At 36.3% G+C, this 23,044-nt stretch carries 21 protein-coding genes; 3 read left to right on the plus strand and 18 right to left on the minus strand.

Annotated features, from left to right (window positions below; all coding sequences use genetic code 11):
* Nucleotides 1-47 precede the first annotated feature (47 nt).
* From QUF99_RS19000 to alsR, 3 genes are all read right to left on the minus strand, one after another.
* Nucleotides 48-623, minus strand: coding sequence for an FtsX-like permease family protein (locus QUF99_RS19000; RefSeq protein WP_289371990.1), 576 nt, complete (start codon nt 621-623; stop codon nt 48-50).
* A 216-nt stretch (nt 624-839) separates the two neighbouring features.
* A complete protein-coding gene (locus QUF99_RS19005; RefSeq protein WP_289371992.1) occupies nt 840-2,738 on the minus strand; it encodes an FtsX-like permease family protein in 1,899 nt (632 codons plus the stop codon).
* A 152-nt stretch (nt 2,739-2,890) separates the two neighbouring features.
* Entirely contained in the window at nt 2,891-3,793 is a 903-nt protein-coding gene (alsR, locus tag QUF99_RS19010) for an acetoin biosynthesis transcriptional regulator AlsR (protein WP_289371993.1), read from the minus strand.
* Nucleotides 3,794-3,938: 145 nt separating this feature from the next.
* Here alsR and QUF99_RS19015 point away from each other — a divergent pair, with 145 nt between their 5' ends.
* From QUF99_RS19015 to QUF99_RS19025, 3 genes are all read left to right on the plus strand, one after another.
* A complete protein-coding gene (locus QUF99_RS19015; RefSeq protein ID WP_289371995.1) occupies nt 3,939-4,304 on the plus strand; it encodes a CidA/LrgA family holin-like protein in 366 nt (121 codons plus the stop codon).
* Entirely contained in the window at nt 4,301-4,978 is a 678-nt protein-coding gene (locus QUF99_RS19020; protein ID WP_289371997.1) for an LrgB family protein, read from the plus strand. Before QUF99_RS19015 ends, QUF99_RS19020 begins: the two co-directional genes overlap by 4 nt.
* Before the next feature lie 760 nt (nt 4,979-5,738).
* Entirely contained in the window at nt 5,739-5,939 is a 201-nt protein-coding gene (locus QUF99_RS19025; RefSeq protein WP_289371999.1) for a DUF3903 domain-containing protein, read from the plus strand.
* 294 nt (nt 5,940-6,233) lie between these two features.
* On the opposite strand, the gene QUF99_RS19030 is transcribed toward QUF99_RS19025, so the two are convergent.
* From QUF99_RS19030 to phnC, 15 genes are all read right to left on the minus strand, one after another.
* Nucleotides 6,234-7,004: a sulfite exporter TauE/SafE family protein gene (locus tag QUF99_RS19030; RefSeq protein ID WP_483298608.1), complete on the minus strand. Its 771-nt coding sequence runs from the start codon at nt 7,002-7,004 to the stop codon at nt 6,234-6,236.
* A 129-nt stretch (nt 7,005-7,133) separates the two neighbouring features.
* Nucleotides 7,134-7,280, minus strand: coding sequence for a BC1881 family protein (locus tag QUF99_RS19035; protein WP_286121273.1), 147 nt, complete (start codon nt 7,278-7,280; stop codon nt 7,134-7,136).
* Nucleotides 7,281-7,914: 634 nt separating this feature from the next.
* Nucleotides 7,915-8,970: a nuclease-related domain-containing protein gene (locus QUF99_RS19040; protein WP_289372004.1), complete on the minus strand. Its 1,056-nt coding sequence runs from the start codon at nt 8,968-8,970 to the stop codon at nt 7,915-7,917.
* A gap of 499 nt (nt 8,971-9,469) precedes the next feature.
* Complete coding sequence (locus QUF99_RS19045) at nt 9,470-11,047, minus strand: lipase family alpha/beta hydrolase (protein ID WP_289374708.1); 1,578 nt, start codon at nt 11,045-11,047, stop codon at nt 9,470-9,472.
* 564 nt (nt 11,048-11,611) lie between these two features.
* Entirely contained in the window at nt 11,612-13,375 is a 1,764-nt protein-coding gene (locus QUF99_RS19050) for an ABC transporter ATP-binding protein (RefSeq protein WP_289372005.1), read from the minus strand.
* Nucleotides 13,375-15,126 (minus strand): ABC transporter transmembrane domain-containing protein, encoded by a 1,752-nt coding sequence (locus tag QUF99_RS19055; RefSeq protein ID WP_289372007.1) that lies wholly within the window; start codon nt 15,124-15,126, stop codon nt 13,375-13,377. The genes QUF99_RS19050 and QUF99_RS19055 overlap by 1 nt, the downstream gene beginning before the upstream one ends.
* A gap of 124 nt (nt 15,127-15,250) precedes the next feature.
* Complete coding sequence (locus tag QUF99_RS19060; protein ID WP_098217765.1) at nt 15,251-15,472, minus strand: YneF family protein; 222 nt, start codon at nt 15,470-15,472, stop codon at nt 15,251-15,253.
* Between the two features lie 78 nt (nt 15,473-15,550).
* Nucleotides 15,551-15,991, minus strand: a complete 441-nt coding sequence (gene sirA, locus QUF99_RS19065) for a sporulation inhibitor of replication protein SirA (RefSeq protein WP_289372011.1) — start codon at nt 15,989-15,991, stop codon at nt 15,551-15,553.
* A gap of 157 nt (nt 15,992-16,148) precedes the next feature.
* Nucleotides 16,149-18,149 carry a transketolase gene (gene tkt / locus QUF99_RS19070; RefSeq protein ID WP_289372013.1) on the minus strand — a complete coding sequence of 667 codons (2,001 nt, stop codon included), beginning with the start codon at nt 18,147-18,149 and terminating at the stop codon, nt 16,149-16,151.
* A gap of 223 nt (nt 18,150-18,372) precedes the next feature.
* Entirely contained in the window at nt 18,373-18,855 is a 483-nt protein-coding gene (locus QUF99_RS19075) for a coproporphyrinogen III oxidase (RefSeq protein WP_289372015.1), read from the minus strand.
* A gap of 147 nt (nt 18,856-19,002) precedes the next feature.
* Nucleotides 19,003-19,401: a hypothetical protein gene (locus tag QUF99_RS19080; protein WP_286121282.1), complete on the minus strand. Its 399-nt coding sequence runs from the start codon at nt 19,399-19,401 to the stop codon at nt 19,003-19,005.
* Between the two features lie 135 nt (nt 19,402-19,536).
* Nucleotides 19,537-20,271, minus strand: coding sequence for a MerR family transcriptional regulator (locus QUF99_RS19085; RefSeq protein WP_289372017.1), 735 nt, complete (start codon nt 20,269-20,271; stop codon nt 19,537-19,539).
* Between the two features lie 314 nt (nt 20,272-20,585).
* Nucleotides 20,586-21,389, minus strand: a complete 804-nt coding sequence (phnE, locus tag QUF99_RS19090) for a phosphonate ABC transporter, permease protein PhnE (protein ID WP_289372019.1) — start codon at nt 21,387-21,389, stop codon at nt 20,586-20,588.
* Nucleotides 21,386-22,183 carry a phosphonate ABC transporter, permease protein PhnE gene (phnE, locus tag QUF99_RS19095; RefSeq protein ID WP_289372021.1) on the minus strand — a complete coding sequence of 266 codons (798 nt, stop codon included), beginning with the start codon at nt 22,181-22,183 and terminating at the stop codon, nt 21,386-21,388. The genes phnE (QUF99_RS19090) and phnE (QUF99_RS19095) overlap by 4 nt, the downstream gene beginning before the upstream one ends.
* Entirely contained in the window at nt 22,180-22,953 is a 774-nt protein-coding gene (gene phnC / locus QUF99_RS19100; protein WP_289372023.1) for a phosphonate ABC transporter ATP-binding protein, read from the minus strand. Before phnC ends, phnE (QUF99_RS19095) begins: the two co-directional genes overlap by 4 nt.
* Nucleotides 22,954-23,044: the final 91 nt, after the last annotated feature.

Genomic DNA, 23,044 nt, shown 5'->3' on the forward strand with positions numbered 1-23,044 from the left:
ATCATGATTATTTTCCCCTGTAAAACGCAGAAAAAAGACATGATGTTTCACGCCTTTTCCTCTACTTTATATGATTGTCCATATTGGGAGTTCTGTACAAACCGATAACATTGCCACATTGATAATACAATCAACACGCTAACGAATAGTGTTGTCACTGATAGTGCATATATTGTAATCGGTGCACTACTTATCCCATGATAGCCTGTTAACTTTATAAAAATAACAGTGAATAATTTCAAAAACAACATGCCATGAATTAATCCAAAAAGAAGGGCTCCTCCCCAAAGTAACAGCTGCTCCTGACATAATAAGCAAATAATTTTTCTTTTTTTCATACCAACAGTTTCGTACGAGTGGCACTCCTGTCGTCTTTGTTTCAAGAATCCTTTTGTCATCTGGTATGTAACGAAACAGCACACAAAAAATAACAGGATAGACCCATAATATAAAGGTACAATTAAGAGTGGTATATGTTTTATTTTCTCTATTACCGCTTCATTAGATTGAACCGATATGATAAAAAAATATAACATCGTACTCGTCGCAATACATATAAATTGCTTTAGTCTTTGGGCAGCATAGTTTTGTATGTTTTTTTGTGCTAACCGAGATAAAGACATAATGATTCCCCCATCTTACTTCCTAACATCAAACATTCTATACTATCAGTGTATACAAATATCATTTCATTCACATCGAACTACAATCGGAATCTCCTCTAGGACTTAAGTCTTAGAGAAACAAAACAGATACATTTCTAAAGCCGTGCGAATGCAGGAAACTTCACTATCGAATTAAAAAACGGAAATGTTTCACAATAACATTTCCGCTTTTCATCACATGATTTGTTTTTTGAGTCTTTTAAAATAACGATTTCTAAGCAGTAAAAAATAACATGTATGAATGAGTAAAAAAGCACCGATGACGATAACTGAAGAGATAAGAATCGGCGTTGTAAATACTTTCTGCAACGCTATGTAAGCTACACTTGTATGCAAAGCTGCCAATACAAATGGAATAAAAAACAAAGTTCCCATTTGCACCGTCATAATCCGCTTCATTTCCCCTTCATTCATACCTAATTTCATAAGAGATTGATAGTATTGTTGATCCTGTTCCATATCTGTGAAAAAGCGGAAATATAAGAAACTTACTGCAGATAAATAGAAAATGACTCCTATAAATAAACCGATAAATAAAATCACACTTGCCACTTGCTTAGCCAGATTATGAATCGTCACACGAGAAGTAAATTCATATTGCCCCTCTTGCGTCATTTTCTTTTCCAATTGTTCTGCGAGCTTTGTTGTCTCTTCCCAATTCTGAATGGTATATGCTGTATAACTTGCTGTTTTACCGCTTCCTATAAGCAGCTCATCTACTTCATCTGATACCACATAGATTTTCCCTGAGAATATACCACCTGAAAAAATATTCTGCTCTAATGCACGTGTCACATGTACAGTTTGTTGACTTTCTTGTAAACTCATATCAAAATCTGTAAAGTTACCACCCATCTTACCTTCCAATCCAAATGATGGAACTCGAACAGCTTCCTTTTCTTTTAATGATACTGTTTCAAAACCAAGCTTCCTTGCAATTGTATTATAGTTCAATTGGGATAAAATAATAGCTGGTTCTTTTTTATTTTCAACAGATTGAAACTTTACTGGTGTCACTACTTTTTCATATACGATATGTTCCTTTTGAAAAGCCTTTTCGATTTCTGTTTCATATTGTTCCCGCTGCTGTTGATGCTCGTTATATGTAATGAAATTAAACGCAAATGGAATGTTTCGTACCATTTCTGATTTTTGTGTTCCAAGAAAGGCAGCAAATGTACCAATCGCACAAAATGCAACAGTTGAGACAATTGTCACCATAAAAAACATACGCGCGTTATCTTTCATTCGATAGGACAACATAGAAAACGATACTAAATTCGTTTTTTTCCAATATATATGTTTAAATCGTTTTAAAAATCGTATGATAAACACACTAAGCTGTGAGTATAAAAAATATGTACCAATTATTACGATTACAGAAACAGGTAATAATAAAAATGCAACAGTCCCAGGATTAGCTGTAACGGATAACCCATATCCAAGCAAAATAAAACTTCCTGCCAATACAGATAATAGTATAGAAGCTTTCGGTTCTGGTTTTGGTTTTTTATTCCCTTTTAATAGCGCAATGACTTTATTACTTTTCACGAAAAAGCTCGCTATGAAAGATACGAGAAAAAATAAAATGAAAAAGGAAATAACCGTGATTTTAACTGGCTGCATTGGCAAATATAACGGTAAATCTTTCACATGCATCACTGTGCTTGCCAACATAAAAAACAGTTTACCAAGCAAGATGCCCGCTCCTATCCCACTAATGAGAGCGCTAACACCAATTAACATATTTTCTACAAAAATCATCCAAATCATTTGTATATTTGTCATTCCATGAATCACAAATATACCAAACTCTTTATTCCGCATTTTTAAAAAGGTACTAACAGAATAAAAAACAAAGAAAAATGAAAAGAAATAAATAATGTACTCCGCAACAAACATTCCTTGCCGAATCGCTCCAGGAATTTTCTTTCCATTTATTACATCTGGATGATAAATAAAATATGCATATAGAAAAAAGATCATCACTGAAAAGGTACTACTTAGAAGATACGCTGCATACGTTCGGATATTTTGACTTACATTTTTACATGCGAGCTGAGAAAATGTCATGTTTCTCCCCTCCCACATCTATTCTTATATTCATCATCATATTAAGTGCGACATCTCCTTCCTCATTCTTCCCTTTTACTATAGTAAAAAACGACGGAAGAAAACATCGAACTTTCTTACATACCGCGCCATAGTCTTACAGTTTTGTCATTTTACTTGTCATTTTCAACTTCTATTCGCTTATTCTCTCTTGCGATTTTTAAAAACTCCAATAGTTCAGGATTACTATTCGTTTTTCGATATGCAACTGCCATTTCAGCTACAAAATTCGTATCATATATTTCCTTATATACAACTTCCGTTTGATATAATTTATTCGCTGATACTGGAATGACTGTTATCCCGATGCCTGCTGCTACAAACCCCATAACTGTTTGATATTCCGTTGCCTCTTGTACAATACGCGGACTGAATCCAACCTCTCGACATAGTGATAAAATCGTATCATATAGTGCAGGCCAGACGTTCCTTGTTATAGAAACAAATGGTTCGTCCTGCAAATCTTCAATATGAATCTCTTGTTTTTCCGCAAGCGGATGCGCTTTAGGCAAACATAGTGTGCATGAAAGTTTTTGAATTGGCTCTAATTCTATTAATTGGCTCATGATCGGCGGACGCAAAAATCCAACATCAATACGGTTATCATGCAGTGCATCGACTTGTTCTGGTGTCGATAATTCATGCAATACAACTGATACCCTCGGAAATTTTTTTCGATATTCTCGAACAATAGATGGCAAAATATCATATATTGCCGCTCCTACAAATCCAATCGAAAGTGAACCAACTTCCCCCCTTTGTGCGCTCTGCGCAACTTCAACAGCTTTTTCAATTTGCTCAAATGCTATTTTCACTTCTTTTAAAAACATTCCACCTGCTTCTGTCAGCTCAACTCTTCGCTTCGTTCTTGAAAATAACGTAACGCCCATCTCTTTCTCTAACTGCTGAATTTGTTGACTAAGCGGCGGCTGTGTCATTTGCAGGCGAGCAGCTGCTCGCCCAAAATGTAACTCCTCTGCCACAACAACAAAATATTGCAAATGCCGTAATTCCATTTTGGACACCCTTTTCCATTAATATGTATAATAAATTAATAACATACAATTTATATATTAGACAAATGTTTTTAAAAAACGTATAGTAGAAATTGTTAATTTTTTTTACATTTTTTATGTAAAAAATGAAAAGGGGTGTTACTGTATGAAGTTTTTTAAATTAAGCGGACAAATTTTCCTATTATTTTGTTTCGCATGGACAGGTGAATGGATTGCTAAACAGGCACATCTTCCAATTCCAGGAAGTATTATCGGTATTTTTTTATTATTAATTTCATTAAAATTTAACCTAGTGAAAAAAGAATGGATTCAAGACGGAGCAGATTTTTTACTAAAAGAACTTATTTTATTTTTTATTCCTTCTGCCGTCGCTGTAATCCGTTACAAAGACACATTAACACAATATGGTATCGATATCATAATAATTATCATGATTAGTACACTTTGTGTAACACTTGTAACTGGACTCTTAACTGAACTGCTTTTAAAGCGGAAAGGATCAACACAATGATCGGGCTTTTATGTTTACTATTAACACTATTCACATACTGGATTTCAAAAAAACTATATCAAAGTTGGAATTGGAGTATTCTTTCGCCTCTTCTCGTCTGCCCGATTATTTTAATCGCACTTTTACTTGGATTAGATACATCATATGAAACATATGAATCTGGTGGCCAATGGTTAACTGAACTATTAAAACCAGCAACAGTAGCCTTTGCTTGGCCAATATATAAATATTTTAATCTATTAAAAAAACACGCAAGTGCCATTTTAATTAACGTCATTGTTGGTTCTTTTTTATCCGTTATCACTTCGGCTCTTCTAGCAGATGCCTTTCAAATTGATTCGTCACTAGAACATAGCCTAGCACCACACATCGTTACAACACCAATTGCAATGGCAATCTCAGAAATGATTGGTGGTATGTCACAATTAACAGCTGTCTTTGTCGTATTAACCGCATTAACAGGCGCACTCCTAGGCCCTTCTCTTATTCGCCTATGCCGCATTAAAACATCCATTGCGAAAGGAATTATGCTCGGCACAAGTGCAAATGGTACCGGTACATCAAAAGCATTTGAAATCGGTCCAGTTGAAGGTACTATTGCAAGTTTATCTATGCTATTAACTGCCGGAGCAAGCTTAGTCATTGTACCACTTATTTTATCTTGGTTACATTAATAAAAGGCAAGTATTCTTTCCTTTTATTAAAAGGGCGGATAAAGTAATTATATAAATACAAATTAAAAAACCGACATAAAACCCTTCTTTTTAGGTGGGAGAGAGCATCCGGCTATGCATAGAAGCGGTCAGATCCTTTTCCTGCCCCATGCCCAGTGAAAACAAAGAGAGAAAACAAGTGCAGGTCACCTTTTGTTAGCCATAGCCGCGGCTATATGTCGAAGAATCAAAATGGATTTATATACAATCTTATGAGAGCAAAAGAGCAGGATAGATTTAAGCAGAAAAAGACGCATCCTTTATGCTACAAGGAATGCGTCTTTTTGTTTGCTACTGCTAATGACATGTTATGTAAACCCCATGTGTATATGATATACAAAGATTTTTCGTGATTTAATGTTTTAATTTGATGACCGTAGATATTAATTAGGTTCGTTTATGGTGAAGAGGTTGTTCCCCATACTAAGAAGATATGACTTTATTAGGAATATCAGTATGAACAAACAGAAGAATTCAAGTAAAAGCATTATGAACCAGAAATAATGAACGTTGCTGTACGAAAGAATGTCATTCTTTTCATTTGTACATATCTCAGCGGTATCAATCCATTTTCCCATCTTTTTCTCCTCATCCATGCATAGCATTCTTTTTTTCTTATTCTTCTCCTCAAAAAAAGAGGTGAAAACTTGAAATATATCGAATCATTATATCAACTTCAAAGACGGCTTATTCATGGAAACTCGGACGGAAGGATGAGAAGATGATTTCTAAATATGTCGTGGAGTGTGTCTTTTGTGAGGAAAATCGAAAATCCCGACAAGCAACTGTTATTGTTTCTGCTAGCTCCCATGCATTCGCAATTCAAAAAGTAACAGAAGAGTGTCAACGTCGCTTTGGGAAAGCTTTACTATTACAAACAGAAATTACCGAGGAACTACTTTTACACCAAAAAGAAAGCTGACCAATGATTGGTCAGCTTTCTTTATCCGATCATATTTTCACATGAAGATTAGGGGCATCCTCTTAGAGATCGGGATTTTCCCATTATGTACGTACCATAATGGGTATCGAACAATATTTCTATACAATTATATATTGAATAGAATAGGGCAAGACTTGTTCGCATTTTTAGAAAAGGGATAGGGATATATTACTAGTAGTACGTCGAACATTCGAACGTTACACTCATTATATTATAGCAACTCCTTTTATATGAGAAATATGAATTACTTACATAATCCATACGCAAAATATATTACTCTATTAATAGCATACATCCTGCTAAAAGCGGAGTCATGATCATCGCAAATTTCAAAATGATTTGTGGTGCAAAATTCGTAAACTTCGCACCTACATATGCTCCAAACATTGTTCCGATTAAGACCTGTGCCAATAACATATAATCTAAATATCCTTCTGAGCTATATCCAACCCCTCCACCAATTGCAATTGGCAGAATGACGAGCATCGTTGTCCCTACCGACTGACGAATCGATAACCCTAGCAACACCATCAACCCGAGTTGAATGAACGGAGCAGATCCAATTCCAAATGCCCCTGCTAATAAACCAGTCACAACTCCTAATAGCATTCCTTTCCCTAGTACATGAGATGATAACTGATCTGTTAAGCCTGCAGGTAACTTATTTTGCTTTTTAAGTAAAAACAATCGGATCAACATAAATATTGCTGATAAAAATAACATACCAGCTGTAAACCAATGAAGAAGATGCGCAGGAATAACCGCTCCAATTTTCGATCCAACATATGATCCAATTGCCCCAAATCCACCAACAACATAACCAACCTTTACAGCAACATTTCCTTCCCTATAATGGCTAATTACCCCCGATAGCGTCGTAAATGCCATTGCTGCCAATGATGTTGCAAGTGCGGTGTGAATAGGTACATGAAAGACTAAAGTAAGTACAGCAATAATAAACCCTGCTCCTCCAGCTCCGACAAACCCTAATAAAACTCCCATCATAAACATTGTTACAATAATTGCCACTATACTTCCCTCCATTAGGTCTATTATCTAATACCTATCGGTTGGTAAGCAAATAAAAAAGCATCCTGTGTGGATGCTTTCTCACTTAATTTCTTTACATCTATAAAAAACGAAAGTATTTTTCAACAAAATCTATCTATTCATTTAATCTTGATTAATTAAGATAATCGCCGGACCAGACACAACCACTCCGGCAACTTCAATTTTTTCGAATTCTTTCACCGTAATCGATATAACACCTTCTCGTTCCATTAGCTCCTTACTCAGGGTTTCAGTCGGTATTTGTTTCACCGTCTTACCTCCTTTTCATTCTTGTTTCTTAACACCTTTACACGCTCGTCGTTAAGGAAAATAATACCAAGACAAGATAAAGTGAAACTTTGATTAGTAGAGGCTTTCTTCATCCCACACTGATCATTAACCTTCACCAATCGGGTTTTTACAGGCAATTTATCCCCTACCTAGCTTCTTTGCTTTTTGCTGAACTTTGAGGTTGGGGTATTACTACCCGCGAATAACGGGATAACACCAATTAGGTTGAAGTATGTATTACACAATATTTCTCCCATCAACAACACCTCCATTTACATTCCCACACCACACTCCTTATTCCATACAGAATATGCGATTCCTTTCTGTAATATATTGAAAAATAAAAAAAGCATCCTCTCCGGATGCTTTAATCATTTCGATTCACGTGAAAATTTCGTATACACGCCAATTCCCGCAAGCAGAACACCAAATCCTGCAAATACGGTACCTAATCCTAAAAAGAATGAACCTAATGTTTGTAAATCTTCCATATGTATATTCTCCCTTTTGTCGCATTATATATTTCATCTATATATAATGCGACAAAATGATTATATCCTCCTTCTTATTTTTTATTTTCTATTGTTGAATTTCGGTCTTCGTCTCATCCCTTTTAAGCATTCACATAATTCATCCGTTCAATGACTTCTTTTATCTCTTGTAATTCTGCAGCTGTGTATAACGCCGTCCCCTTCAAACGTTCATTTCTAAAATATGAAACAAGTTGTTCTCTCTTACTAAACCTAGGTAACGATTCATTTGAAAGATCGATTACTTCATTCGTATTTTCCTCAGCCTCATTTGCAAAATATACAATTGGCTTAACTACATCCTTTAACTCTTTTTTTGAACCCTCTTTGAAATAATTATATAAAGCAATTGCTATATTTTTCACTTTATATGCAGGATTCCCTTTGTTTTCTACTCTCATAATTGTTGTTCCATCATTTGAAGACGATTCTTTTACAAAAACAAATGTTTCTTCTTTTACCTGCTCGTGTTGGTACTTACCAATTTCATCAATCATAAATGTATACAGCCCTGCATTTTCTTTCGTCAACCCGTGAATCATTCGCCCATTCCAATCCTTCGTCTCAATCACGTAGATTCCTGTAGTAAATAGTACCACATGGTCAATTTGACTATTTCCGCTCTGAGCACCATTTCGATTATCTGCATTTGGTACAAAGACATTTGGTAAAATATGAAATTCATTTTCAGATATGATGCCTTGCTGAACAAACCCTCTTTTCATATAATGCAACATTTCATGCGTGTTCAATTCTTCACTATTTATAGAGTATGATCTTAGCTCCGTAATCAAACTTTGTAACATATGTATATCGTTGTTATGTTTTTTTTGAATTTCATTTTTTTCTTTATTGTGCTGCACTACGAGCTGATTCTTCAGTTCTTTTATCTGTTCAACCTCTCGCTTCGTACTGATCTTAAGTTCGTGATATTTTTTTCTCTCTATGGTTTTTAAGGTTTCTTGTTGTTGTTCATAATTCGATACAGTTGCGGCAATTTCACCTTGATAACTTTCTATCGATTGCTTCTTTTCAAATTCTACTTGTTGATTATCTGACTCTAACTGCTTATTTTTGTAAAATAGCACAAAAACTACCGCTAATAAAGCTAGACTCACACATATTAGTACATATTCCATCTTCTCTTCTCCTTTATTGCAACGTAAGTTCTTTCAGCGCCTTAAGGTTTTTCAAAGCCCAAATGACTTTCTCTCTAAATAGCAGAACTCATTCAAAAATCCTATTTTTATGTTTTATAAAAATACACTTACTCTATTATACTATGCAACAAGAAAACTCTCTTCAAAATTTATACATATTTTCATTTCATATGATATTGAAACCTTTCTTCACAAAAAAGCCTTCAAAGACCTTGTTTTCGCAAGGCCTTTTTAAGATTTTTTGTGAAGCAATTATATATTTTAATATGGTATATTTTTCACAAACCTTTATCCCGCATTAACAGCAGTAAGACCCCCACTGATCAAAGTTTCACTGCATTTGTAACTGTTTGTTAAACATCTTTTAATCGTTATTTTTACGTATCTCCAGATCTTTTGAAAAGAATACGTTCAAAAATATGATCAACAATCCAATTATGGAATAAGCTCTACATCAACATACTCATGTAGATACTTTTTATTTTTCAATATAGACAGAACGTACAATTGTACGAGTATAGGCTTTACCTTCTGTATTAGACCCTTTTATATCAATAGTCACATTATACACACCTGATTGTGTGATGTTATTCAAAAAGCCCGTGAATGTAATTGCATCTAACTTTCGTAATTGACTCGATTGTGATACTAATTTCCCTTCCCGATCAACAACTCGTACAGTGACAGACAGGTTATCTTGATTTATTGACGGTTTAGTAGATTGTTTCAATTGAAACTCTGCCTTTTCCGCCTTGATTTTCCCTGGCATTTTCAAAGTAAAAGGAGCATCTTGTTTATAATCGGTAATAATCATATACGCATCTTTTTGACCAGTCGTCAGTATTTTAACATGCCATTGTCCTATTTCCATTTGATCTATTTTGAATATCCGAATCGAAGCTCCCTTAAAATAAGAATCCTCGTTTCCTACAGTTTCTTTACTATCTTTATTCGTATATACTTTTCCAGATGGGGATATAAGTTGTATTTGTACTTCTGAAGATGCGGTTAAGACTGATATAACTCCTTCTGTTTTTGTATCTACCGCAAAAGTTTGATCAACCCAGTTATTTTGTATTAGTTCTCCACCCAACACGGTTTGATTAGAAGTTATATTTTTACCATCAGTTGTTTCTTGAGAACTATTGTTTGAAGTAAATGGAACTGATGTAACAACAGAAGTACGCAAATAAGGTTCAATTCGAGAAAACACGGCTGATCCTTTCCGGATATTATCATGATCAAACCTAGAATCAGTAAATAAATGTGTTCCATATGGTAATTTTGCACTCCACTCATTAACCAATCCATCATTGGAACCATATGCAGAAAGATATAACCCTCCCAACGATAAGGCAGAGAAAGCTGGTCCCCAACTTGTACCTGCTACCGTATAATAGCGATTCAATTTAGCATTCGGGTTGTTATCTATTATGGAACGAAATTGTGCCATTTCTCCTGTTTGTAGAGAGTATGTTCCATTATCCCTTTGTCCTAACAATGAAGCGAGCCATCCAGCCCACCAGCTGTATGATAAATCTGCCAGATTTGATCCATAATGCGGGGAAGCAAGTGTAATGGCTTTTCCTACAAAACGATTCGCACCATATTGAATAAGTGCCGCTTGAGTGTCAATCCCCCCTTTACTGTGTGCCACAATATTAACTTTCTTGCCAAAGTGGTTATAAATTTCCTCTAGCTTAGCAGCCAATAATTTACCGTTATCCCACTGACTAGCAGATCCCTTCCCTGCTGCATCGTATAGTTGAACAAAAACAGCTTGATATCCCGCACGATAAGCATAATCATACATATCATTCATACTGTGATAGACTGTTTCTCCATACCAACTATCCGCACTTCCATTTCTCCCTTGAACAAAAACAATAGGAGGCCTATTTTCATCATAATTTAAAGGTGTTTCTCCTAAAAACCAATCTCCTGGAGTGAAAGTTTCTGCTGGTGGAAACATTTTCCCATACGCAGGTGCAGTATTCGCCTCAACGTTTGAAATACCAAAAGTAGTAAAAAGTAAAATGGATGCAGCAATCAACATCACACATCTTTTAAACGTATACACAATAAACCCTCCCTTTCCTGAAAGGTGATGCAGAGTTTAGACGTATCTCGTTATTTCATCTGAATATAATAGCAATTATCCTCTTAAAATTGCTAAATTAGATATTCAGCTGCATTATGAATAGTAGATTTTTGCAGCACCTTTTTATTCTTAATAGACGATATTCTCCCTATAGATCTCAATTCCTTTCATCAATAAAAATTAAGGATGTTTCTCAATACACCTTAGTTTTCCTAGATTTCTCACAAGATCATTTCATCATAATATTAAATTTCACTTTACAAGGAAATGTACTTACTATGAAAAATATTTAGCCATCCGAAGTACTAGGACACCATACATAGAAACATGGTTAAACTTTTTCTATAAGACATAAAATATTACAAATTAGATGGATTAAACCTAATTGAAAAAGAGTTAAACCTTTGTAATAAATTCGAAAACAAAGAGTTTGTACACTGTTGCATAATCTGAAAAAAGACCTTCAAATGAATGTGATCATTTTCAAAAGAATAAAAAAAGGCCTTCAAAACCTTAATATTACAAGGCTTTTTGAAGGCTTCCTTTATTTTGTAGTAAATACATATTGTAATACAATCCTTGCTGTCCCAACAATTCTTGATGCGTACCTCTCTCCACAATTTCCCCATCATGCATGACAAAGATTTGATCAGAATCTTGAATCGTAGATAAACGGTGTGCGATAGCAATTGTTGTTCTTCCTTTTCGCATACGCTGCAACGCTGTTTGAATTGCTTCTTCCGTTTCTGTGTCAATATTTGCTGTTGCTTCGTCTAATACGAGTACTTTCGGATTTGTTGCAATCGTTCTAGCAAAAGCGATCAGCTGACGTTGTCCACTTGAGAACGCTGCTCCTCTTTCTACCACTTCTGTATCATACTGCTCTGGTAACCTTTCAATAAACGCATTTGCTTGCACAAATTTTGCAGCTTCTTTTATTTCTTCATTTGTAATACTTTCATCATACATACGAATGTTTTGATTGACATTCCCTGCAAATAAGAAAGCATCTTGCAAAACGAGTCCAATTCGCTTTCGAATTTCCTTCTCTTCGAATTTTTCTAAGTTTACACCGTCTATGAGAATACTTCCTGATTTAATATCATAAAAACGCATCAGTAAGTTCATAATGGTACTTTTTCCACTTCCAGTATGACCAACAAAAGCAACCGTTTGCCCTGGTTTTACATGGAAAGATACATTTTTCAAAATATCACGTTTTCCATCGTATGAAAATGTAACATCTTTAAATTGAATTTCTCCGTCAAGCACTTCCGGTTTTGCATTTCCTTTTTGAGCAGGTGCTAAATCTTTTTCATCCATTAAATGAAAGACACGTGATGAAGAAACAAGTGCTTGTTGGAAGAAAGATAGTTTCATCATCATCTCATTGACAGGTTGAAAAAAACGATGGATATAGTTAACAAAGGCATATAATACCCCGACTTCAACTGGGCTATTTAATGCATCAACTCCAAATAATGTGAGCACTAATACGATAGCCATAATATGAACAAGATCTGTTGCTGGGCGTAAAAATAATGCATCTAGTTTTAATGTCCGTCGCCCTGCACCGTAATGTTTATTATTCACTTCTTCAAATTCTTTCCGCATCCGTTTTTCTTGGCGGAACACTTGCACAATGTTCATTCCTTGAATGGATTCATTAAGTTTTGCATTTAAAACACTTAATTGATTACGGAGTTCTAAATAAAAAACCGAACTTTTCCGGCGATACACTGTCATAATTGTAAGCATAATTGGAATTAATACGAGAGAATATAATGTAAGTTTGACATCGAGTAAGAACATTGCCACTAAAATCCCGATTAAAAAAACGACATTTTTAACAAATGTTGATAAAACACTGACATAGAAATCTTTAATTGCTTCTGTATCGTTTGTCACACGAGATACAAGGGTACCAATTGGCGTACGATCAAAGAAGCTGAGCGATAATCGTTGTACATGCTCATACACTTCGACCCGCATATCTTGCACAATTTTAAATGCAATGTTTTGGAAATATAATAAATTCAAATACGTAAACAATACTTTTAACAAATGAGCAACCATATATACCACAAAGAGCGTTATGAGTGCAGATTGCTCAAAGCTGCGTGGCACTAAATGTTCGTCAAGAAACTGCTTAATTAAAAACGGTCCCATCATTTCTGTAACAGTTGCACCAACTAGGAATAAAAACGCCAGTGACAACAACCCTTTATATGGTTTCATATAAGAGAGCAATCGCCATAAGTCGCTTCGTTTTTTCTCAGCCATTATATGCCTCCTTGCTCAACTAACGCTTCTAACTGTTGGCTTTCATACATGTCTTTATACCAACCTTCTTGCTCCATTAGTTGTTCATGTGTACCACGCTGCACGATTTTCCCTTCATCAATAACAAGGATGAGGTTTGCATGTTGAATTGCACTTAATCGATGTGCTGTAATAATCGTCGTTTTCTGTTCACGTTCACGTTTGAGCGCTGTTAAAATTGTTTCTTCCGTCTTTGCATCAACTGCGGATAAGCAATCATCTAATATTAAAATTTCGGCATTCGTTAATAAAGCACGAGCAATTGAAATACGTTGCTTTTGTCCGCCTGATAAAGAAACGCCTCGCTCCCCTACTACCGTATCATATCCTTCTGGGAACTGAACGATATCGTCGTGAATACAAGCAATATCAGCCGCATGTGCAATTTCTTTATATACGGCATCCGCTTTTCCAAATGCAATATTTTCACCAATACTTGCGGAAAATAAAAAATGATCTTGCGGAACGTATGAAATAGCAGATCGAACGCCGTGAAGCGTCATATCACGAATATCCTTATCTCCAATTTGCAGAGTTCCATTGAAATGATCATATTCCCGAATTAAACATTTCAATAACGTTGTCTTTCCTGCACCAGTACGCCCAACAACGCCTAACGTCTCACCTTTTTTCAAAGAAAAATGAATATCTTCTAAATTCAAGACGTCATTTTTCTTATAAGAAAACGAATGAATCGCAAACGTAATATTACCGCTTGCCGCCGTTTGTACCGCTTCCTCTTTATTCTGGACATCTGAAGTTTGTGATAGTATCTTCTGAACGCGATCATAAGAGGCACGCCCACGCTCCATAATATTAAAGAGCCAACCGAATGCAAGCATCGGCCAAACAAGCGTCCCTAAATAGGTTGTAAATGTAATAAGTTCACCGATTGTCAGTTCACTGCGAACAACTAATAATGAGCCATAACAAACAGCTATTAAAAATGAAAAACCTACAATAAGAGCAATTGTTGGATCAAATAATGAATCAATGCGAGCCACTAGCATATTTTTATGTACAACATCTTCTGACTTCCTACGAAACGCCTGTAAATCTTCTTTTTCTTGACCAAGTGAACGAATGACTTTCATTCCACTCATACTTTCTTGCACTTTATCATTAATTTCGGAAAATGCTTGCTGTGCTTTATGAAAACGTCTGTGTAATAAAGTACCATAATAGTTCGTTGAAATGGCTACAATCGGCATTGGGATTAGACTTAGTAATGTTAACTTCCAACTAATTGTAAAGCCCATCGCAACTAACACACATCCACCTACTGCTAATGAATCGACAAGCGTCAATACACCCGCACCGGCTGTTTGTTGAATCGCCTGAATATCATTCGTTGCATGTGCCATTAAATCCCCTGTACGATGTGATTGATAAAAAGACGGGCTCATGTTTGTAAAATGTTCATATAACTTTTTTCGTAATTGTCTTGCTAACTTTAAGGAAGATCCAAAAATCATAATGCGCCATATGTAGCGTAATATATACATCGTAACCCCGGCAACAACTAAAATAACAACCCACTGTAACAACTTTTCAGATGTTAACGTTTGATTGCTAATTTCATCTACGACAATCCCAATTACTTTTGGTGCAACAAGCTCAAGCAACGCCACGCCAAACAACAAAATAATCCCCATTATGTACGCTCGTTTTTCTTGTTTAAAAAACCACGCTAGGTCTAAAAAGACTTTCATGATATCCCCCCTATCTCAAAATGAGCGATGTTTTCAGTTTACCAAAAATACAGAATTTTTAAAAGTTTTAAACACTTATTTTTAACAAAACGAAAGGGCACTCGGTGAGAGTGCCCTACAGCGCTTATTTTGTTTGTTGTTTGTTCATTGCGCTCATCATTTGATTGATTTTCTTTTGGGATGGTTTTTGCCCCATCTGCATCATCATCATTTTTAACATTTGTTCATTAATAGGTGGATTTTTTTGTAAATAATTCATCATATATTTACGGGCGATGAAAAATCCTAACGCCACGCCTGCTACTAGTGCTAATACGCCCACTAGCACAACTACCCAAATCGACATATATTTTCCTCCTTCATGTTGTCTACCTTACAGTGTACTAAAACCTTTTAAATAAGACAAGATTGTATTCGACATTTTTTACACATATGTTCGTGCTTGTTTCAGAGGATTTAACCAACCATACTGTTTACTATCATAATCCATTGCTAAAAATGTCAATTCGCATTTCCTTAACACCTCAAAGAAAGTCGTTTCCATTGCTACATTTCCTGACGTATTCATACGAATATATTGTGATTTTACCGTTACTTCTCCATATTCATCGCCATTATGAAACATGTGCGTATGATGTGTTCTTTCATATTTCCCACAACCATGCAAAGTTTGTTCTAATTTATGATGAATTTTCATCACCTGCAGTGGTATGGTAATATACTTCATCTGCTTGTATAATACTTTCTTTTCCGAAAGGGATCGAGATGCCGAAAAGCGAGCAAACAGATCAAACAATAAAAATTCACGACCAAAATACTTCTTCGCAATATCTTCCTGAATTAAATACAGTTCATACGTTTTCATTCTTTCCCTCCCGATCTGGACAACCTTTTTCTCTTCATTATATAGAAGGAATTATGCAATGATTGTCTGACTGTGGAGAGAGAAAAAACTTTTTCTGTCGAATAGACTTATTTACATAGAAAAATCCCTCCATGCCGGAGAGATTTTTCAAAAATCATTAAAGCATTTCTTTTACTTTGCGAACAACGTTTTCTACAGTGAATCCGTATTCTTCAATAATCTTTTCACCAGGAGCAGAAGCACCGAATGTATCGATAGCTAATACGTCTCCATCTAAGCCAACATAACGATGCCAGCCGAAAGAAGCTCCCATTTCAATCGCAAAACGTTTTGTTACTGTTTTTGGTAATACAGATTCTTTATACTCAGCAGATTGTGCTTCAAAGCGATCCATAGATGGCATGCTGACAACAGCTGCGTCAACGCCCTCTTGTGCTAATGCTTTTTGTGCTTCAATTGCTAAGCTTACTTCAGAACCAGTTGCAAGTAAGATTGCATCAGCAGTTTCTTTCTTGCTTGCAGAAATTACATATGCACCTTTTGCTACTTTTTCATACGTATCGTCTTTTGCACCTTCTAATGTTGGAAGATCTTGACGAGTTAAGATTAATGCAGTTGGTGTATTTGTAGATTCTAATGCTAACTTCCAAGCTGCAACAGATTCGTTACCGTCAGCAGGACGAATAACAGATACGTTTGGCATTGCGCGAAGAGCTGCTAGTTGCTCAACCGGTTCATGCGTTGGTCCATCTTCTCCAACTGCAATACTGTCATGTGTGAACACATATGTTACTGGTAATTGCATTAACGCCGCAAGACGAATTGCTGGACGTAAGTAATCAGAGAATACGAAGAACGTACCACCATAAGTTTTTAATCCGCCATGAAGTGCGATACCGTTCATTGCTGCACCCATTGCGAACTCACGTACACCGTACCAAATGTTTTTACCGCTGTAGTCTGCTCTTGTGAAGTCTTTTTCATTATTCATGTATGTTTTGTTAGAACCAGCAAGGTCTGCAGATCCACCAAAGAATGATGGTACAGCTTCTGCAATTGCATTGATTACAGCACCTGAAGAAGAACGAGTTGCTGTTTTTGATCCTAATTCATAAGTTGGTAAGTTTTGATCCCAACCTTCTGGAAGATGACCTTTCATTGCTGTTTGCAGTTCGTTTGCTAATTCTGGATGTGCTTGTGCATATTCACCGAACATTGTGTTCCACTCAGCTTGTGCTGTTTCACCAGCATCTTGTACCGATTTGCGGAAATCCTCGTACACTTCTTCTGGTACATGGAAGTCTTGTTCAAATGTCCAAGTATATGATTCTTTTGTTAATTTTGTTTCGTCTACACCAAGTGGAGAACCATGTGAAGCAGATTTTCCTGATTTGTTTGGAGAACCGAAACCAATTGTTGTTCTTACTTCAATTAGCGTTGGACGTGTTTCGTCAGCTTTTGCTTCTTCAATTGCTTTTGCAACTGCTTCTACATCATTTCCATCCTCAACACGGATTACTTGCCAGCCGTATGCTTTATAACGATCTTCTACACTTTCAGAGAATGAACGATTTAAATCGCCATCTAATGAAATGTCGTTAGAATCATATAACACAACAAGTCGGCCTAAACCTAAGTGTGCAGCTAATGAAGAAGCTTCAGAAGAAACACCTTCCATTAAGTCGCCATCACCGCAAATTGCGTATGTATAATGATCGACAACGTTGTATGCATCACGGTTGTATTTCGCTGCTAAATGTCTTTCAGCCATCGCCATACCAACAGCAGTTGAAATACCTTGTCCAAGTGGACCAGTTGTTGCGTCTATGCCTGCAGTATGACCATACTCAGGGTGACCTGGTGTTTTACTTCCCCATTGGCGGAAACTCTTTAAATCATCCATTGTTACGTCGTAACCAGACAGATGAAGAAGGCTGTATAATAACATTGAACCATGACCTGCAGATAATACGAAACGATCACGGTTAAACCACGTTGGGTTATTTGGGTTATGTTTCATAAATTGCGTCCATAGTGTATACGCCATTGGTGCTGCACCCATTGGCATTCCTGGGTGACCAGAGTTTGCTTTTTCAATCGCATCAATGGATAATGTGCGAATCGTGTTGATAGAAAGTTGTTCGATTGAATGTGACATGCTATTCTTCCCTTCACTTATAATAGTAAACGTTTTACACATCTATATGATATCTTTCCTTGCAAGATTATACAACATGTATCGACAAATATGTTGATGTTTTTTCAATTTTTTATAAAAAACTTAGTGAATTCCGTAATGTATGGGCATTCAATATGTTATACTTTTTCAATATCTATATTTTTCAAACAAAAGGAATTATCTGTTCATTTTGTTTTGATCATTAAACTCCGAAATGCAAAAGATATCCTTCCCCCTCTTTCACTTTATAGCATAGTTTAACTAAAGACTCTAATTCCGCACAAAGAATATCCCGTTTTAAAAAAATCTTTTCATACTCTCCATCCGTATTACAATCACTGGTCCATTGAAATGATCCCGTGAGTTCTATTTTTTCAGGTGCTAATGAAAACAGACTAATTAACGAACGAAATAGATCCACCGCTATTTTTGCTCCTTCTTTCTCAATTTTTGTAATGCCATAATAATGAATTCCAAATCCCTTTTCTCTTCTAGAAGGATTATAAGTTGGGATCCAATGCAAAAAATCTGATACATACAGAACAATTTCATCGTTTAATATGACGCATTCTTCAACAGCCGTACCATCTTTATAACAAAACTCCCTGTTATTCCAAGAAAAATCTTCAGAACTTAACTCTCCTTTTTCATTTGAAACAAATACAAATTCATGTTGCAAAGCCATAGTATAGTATCCTCCCCTCTCTCTTGCCATCATATAATAGACTGAAAATATTTTCATTTCTTTGTTTATGATTTAGAACACGACCTTTTGACTAGCGATTATAACCACGAATATATAAATGAAAAGAATACTTTTCTAGGGCGCTCTTCATTTAAATTGCGAATGGACATTAATTGAATCATTACTTATTGATGTAGAACCAAGTGCTTGTACATGGATATGATCATGTAGTATCCTCCCGCTCACATGCCACTTCAGAGACCATCCATCTGTTCCATCAGTATCGTATCCGAGTAATTTCCTTTCTTTCCACGTAGCTGTACCTGTTGGAATAAGCCAGAACAACATAGTTTCTGTATGTTTTGCTTTCACATATATAATAATTTCTTTGGTGTCTTTTGGAACAGTAACCCAATTATCTATTTCAGGTATGTTTGTATATGTCTTTATAATCTCTGGAGCTTGTTCTTGTATCTGTGGTACATTCGCTAGATGCCAAGTGCTTATAGCGCCAAATAAGAACAAACTTTTACAAAAATGAAACATCCTATCACCTCATCGTCCATTAGCATTTCCTGAAACCTTCGTTATATAAATAACACTACAATTCCTTCTAATGGAACGAAAAAAGACGAACTTCTATATAGATAGAGAAGCTCGTCTTTTCAGTTATAAACAATCCTACTTTTTATTACGATCCGCATAAATCGCCATCGCATCACACATAAATTTTGCTAACCCTTCACCAAATCGATCGATATTTTTCGTAAAACGTTCATCATCGACATACATTTGACCTAATCCTTTGAATGCATCCAGTGAATACTCCCCAAAGTTTTGTAAATAGTCATACCATTCTTGAATTGCTTCTTGAGATTCTTCTGATTCAGGTGAACCATTACGAAGAGTTGCAAGCTTCCTATAAATTGCATTAAATTCTTCTTGTGCCTCTTTCGGCATATTCGCTGCTTTTTTATTCGCCTTGTCGACTGCTTTATTCCCCCAACGCTCACGTGCTTCTTGTTCATATGGGTTATGGCTAAAGTCAAAGCCTTCAAATTTTTCTTTGTTCGTCATTTGAATTTCTCCTTTTGTATGTTGAATTGTCTTATCAATCGTCGCAATCACTTTATCCAGTCTAGAACGCTTCTCCATCAACATTTTACGGTGTAACATGAGCGCTTCCTCACGATTAAATGAAGGGTTATTGATAATTTCTTTAATTTTCTTTAAAGGGAAGCCAAGTTCTTTAAAAAACAAGATTTGTTGCAACATCTCAAGATTCTCATTGGAATAAAGACGATAACCAGATTCGGTCGTCTCCCCTGGGACTAATAACCCGATTTCATCATAATGATGCAGTGTGCGCACACTAATACCAACTAAATCTGCTACTTCTTTCACTCTCATTTTCATCGTCTTTTCCTCCCTCAGTACATACAATAAAGTATAACGTAACGTTAGAGTCAATAAGAAAAGATAAAAATAATAAGTGAAACTTTAATCAGTGGGGTTTTCTTCATTACCTACGGATTATTAACCCTGACCAATTGAGCCTTTACGGACAGTTTATCCCCCTCCTAGCTTCTTTACGTTTAGCATAACTTTGAGATGAGGGTATTGCTGCTCACGAATAGCGGGATAAAGATTTATGAAAGAAAAACCTTCCTCCTTTTTAGGCAATGTATATACCTAAAATAGAGGAAGGTCTCCCAAATGAACAAGATGAACTATACAATCCGTTTTCGAATAGAACTAGAGATAAAGTCAATGATGATAACCATTATTATTATCCCAAGCAAAATAATTCCTACACGTGACCAGTTACGAGAACTTAAGGCAAAAATTAACGGTGTTCCAATTCCACCCGCTCCGATCACACCTAAAATAGCCGCTGAACGAACGTTAATTTCAAAGCGATAGAGCGTGTAAGATAAGAAATCCGGTAATACTTGCGGCAATACCGCATACCAAAGCACTTGAAAGCGATTTGCTCCAGTAGCAACTAGCGCCTCGGTAGGTCCCTTATCTATATTCTCAATCCCTTCAGAATATAATTTCCCAAGCATACCAATTGAGTGTAGCCCTAAAGCTAAAACCCCGGCAAAAGAGCCAGGGCCCACTGCTTTTATAAATAGAAGTGCCATGACTAATTCAGGGAACGTGCGGATAAAGCTTAATACAAATTTCCCTGTGCCAGAAGTCACTTTTCCTGTACTCATATTTGTTGCAGCCCAAAACGCAAACGGCACACACAGAAAAGCAGATATAAATGTTCCTAAAACAGCAATCGCTAATGTATCAACAAGTCCGTGCAGTAAGTCCTCACCATCTGGTAAAGATACATAGCTCCAATCCGGATTAAATATTCCTGTTATAATGGCCTTTGTAATTTGACTAGCCGTTTCCTTAATACCATCAATTGGAACACCTGAAAACGCCCATATATATATTACCGCTAGTGCACCAATGATAATCCAGCGATATAAACTTGGTTTCTTTGGCTTTGGAATTGGTTTTGTCGCCCCATTCATAATAATTTCTCCCGTAGTACCGTACTCATATAGTCAATCATTAATACCACAATAAGTGTATAAATAATAATGGAAGCAGTTTGCTGATATTGTAAAAACCCAAGTGTTCGATCGTAATATAAACCGATTCCTCCAGCTCCGACTAAACCCAAAACAGCTGCGGCACGCACATTTACTTCAAATGTATACAATACGTAAGAAACAAAATGTGCTGTTACTTGCGGAATAACTGCATAAGTAATCCACTGCACTTTATTTGCCCCCACTGCTGTCATCGCTTCTAGCGGACCTTGATCGACAGCTTCAATCGATTCGTAAAGTAATTTTGCGACAATTCCAACTGAGAAAAAAGTAAGAGCCAAAATGCCAGGAAGCGGCCCAATCCCAAAGATTGCAACAAAAATTGCTGCCAATAATAAATCCGGTATCGTACGAATTAAATTTAATATAAACCGGGTTGGTCCATATAAAAAAGTAGAGGGAAACACGTTACTTGCTGATAGTAAGGCGAGTGGAATAGCGAGAATCGATCCTAAAGTCGTTCCGATAATCGCCATTCGAATGGTATCCAAAATTGCATTCGTAATTGCCCCAAAATAACTCCAGTCTGGTGGTACCATTTCTTTCAGCAAGTCCAGTATATTCGGAAGACCTGTTAACAACTTTGAAAAAGACGCATCTACTTGTACACTACTCCCCCAAAACAACAAAATCATAAGGATGATTGTTAACATATGTTTCAATTTCTTTGGAGGCGGTGGCATTGTTTTTTTGTTCAGAGTTACTTCGCTCATTTTGCCGCCCCCCCTAAAAATTCGTCCTTGTGAACAGGGCGGCCATAAATCTCAGCGAACTTTTCATCTGTCGCTTCTTCTACTGGCCCATCAAAGACAATTTCTCCTGCATGTAGCCCAATGATACGGGTTGCATATTCTCTTGCTAAATCGATAGAATGTAAGTTTACAATTGTTGTAATCCCGAATTCTTGATTGATTTGCTTTAAGTCATCCATAACCTGTTTCGTAGTGAGCGGGTCTAAAGAAGCAACTGGTTCGTCAGCTAAAATAATTTTTGCCTCTTGCGCTAGCGCTCTAGCAATGGAAACACGCTGCTGTTGTCCACCCGACAATTCATCAGCGCGTGAATATGCTTTTTCTAAAATGTTTACACGATCTAATGCGCGAAATGCTAACTCCACATCTTCTTTTGGAAAGAGTCCAAGTGTTGTGCGCAATGTAGAATGGTATCCAACACGCCCGGCTAGCACATTTTTCAACACAGTAGAGCGCTTCACAAGATTAAAACTTTGAAAAATCATACCAATATCCCGGCGCATACGACGTAATTCTTTTCCTTTTGCCGCTGTAATGGACTGACTATCAATGATAATTTCCCCATCTGTAATTTCATGAAGACGATTAATAGACCGGAGTAACGTTGATTTCCCCGCTCCTGATAATCCTACCGTAACAACAAATTCCCCTTTATGTATCGTTACATTAATACCATTTAACCCTTTTGTACCATTGGAATATACTTTAGAAACATTACGAAACTCTATCACAAATCTTACCTACTTTCCTAAAGTTGTATAAGCATAAAGTGAAAAAAAAGGCTAACTAGCGGAAACCGAAAATCGTTTCAGCTAGTTGGCC

The organism is Bacillus sp. DX4.1 (assembly GCF_030348195.1).
GTDB lineage: Bacteria > Bacillota > Bacilli > Bacillales > Bacillaceae_G > Bacillus_A.

Coding starts and splice junctions, on each gene's coding strand:
- QUF99_RS19000 (WP_289371990.1), bottom strand. CDS start 623: ATGTCTTTATCTCGGTTAGCACAAAAAAACATACAAAACTATGCTGCC.
- QUF99_RS19005 (WP_289371992.1), bottom strand. CDS start 2,738: ATGACATTTTCTCAGCTCGCATGTAAAAATGTAAGTCAAAATATCCGA.
- alsR (WP_289371993.1), bottom strand. CDS start 3,793: ATGGAATTACGGCATTTGCAATATTTTGTTGTTGTGGCAGAGGAGTTA.
- QUF99_RS19015 (WP_289371995.1), top strand. CDS start 3,939: ATGAAGTTTTTTAAATTAAGCGGACAAATTTTCCTATTATTTTGTTTC.
- QUF99_RS19020 (WP_289371997.1), top strand. CDS start 4,301: ATGATCGGGCTTTTATGTTTACTATTAACACTATTCACATACTGGATT.
- QUF99_RS19025 (WP_289371999.1), top strand. CDS start 5,739: ATGATTTCTAAATATGTCGTGGAGTGTGTCTTTTGTGAGGAAAATCGA.
- QUF99_RS19030 (WP_483298608.1), bottom strand. CDS start 7,004: ATGGAGGGAAGTATAGTGGCAATTATTGTAACAATGTTTATGATGGGA.
- QUF99_RS19040 (WP_289372004.1), bottom strand. CDS start 8,970: ATGGAATATGTACTAATATGTGTGAGTCTAGCTTTATTAGCGGTAGTT.
- QUF99_RS19045 (WP_289374708.1), bottom strand. CDS start 11,047: ATGTTGATTGCTGCATCCATTTTACTTTTTACTACTTTTGGTATTTCA.
- QUF99_RS19050 (WP_289372005.1), bottom strand. CDS start 13,375: ATGGCTGAGAAAAAACGAAGCGACTTATGGCGATTGCTCTCTTATATG.
- QUF99_RS19055 (WP_289372007.1), bottom strand. CDS start 15,126: ATGAAAGTCTTTTTAGACCTAGCGTGGTTTTTTAAACAAGAAAAACGA.
- QUF99_RS19060 (WP_098217765.1), bottom strand. CDS start 15,472: ATGTCGATTTGGGTAGTTGTGCTAGTGGGCGTATTAGCACTAGTAGCA.
- sirA (WP_289372011.1), bottom strand. CDS start 15,991: ATGAAAACGTATGAACTGTATTTAATTCAGGAAGATATTGCGAAGAAG.
- tkt (WP_289372013.1), bottom strand. CDS start 18,149: ATGTCACATTCAATCGAACAACTTTCTATCAACACGATTCGCACATTA.
- QUF99_RS19075 (WP_289372015.1), bottom strand. CDS start 18,855: ATGGCTTTGCAACATGAATTTGTATTTGTTTCAAATGAAAAAGGAGAG.
- QUF99_RS19080 (WP_286121282.1), bottom strand. CDS start 19,401: ATGTTTCATTTTTGTAAAAGTTTGTTCTTATTTGGCGCTATAAGCACT.
- QUF99_RS19085 (WP_289372017.1), bottom strand. CDS start 20,271: ATGAAAATGAGAGTGAAAGAAGTAGCAGATTTAGTTGGTATTAGTGTG.
- phnE (WP_289372019.1), bottom strand. CDS start 21,389: ATGAATGGGGCGACAAAACCAATTCCAAAGCCAAAGAAACCAAGTTTA.
- phnE (WP_289372021.1), bottom strand. CDS start 22,183: ATGAGCGAAGTAACTCTGAACAAAAAAACAATGCCACCGCCTCCAAAG.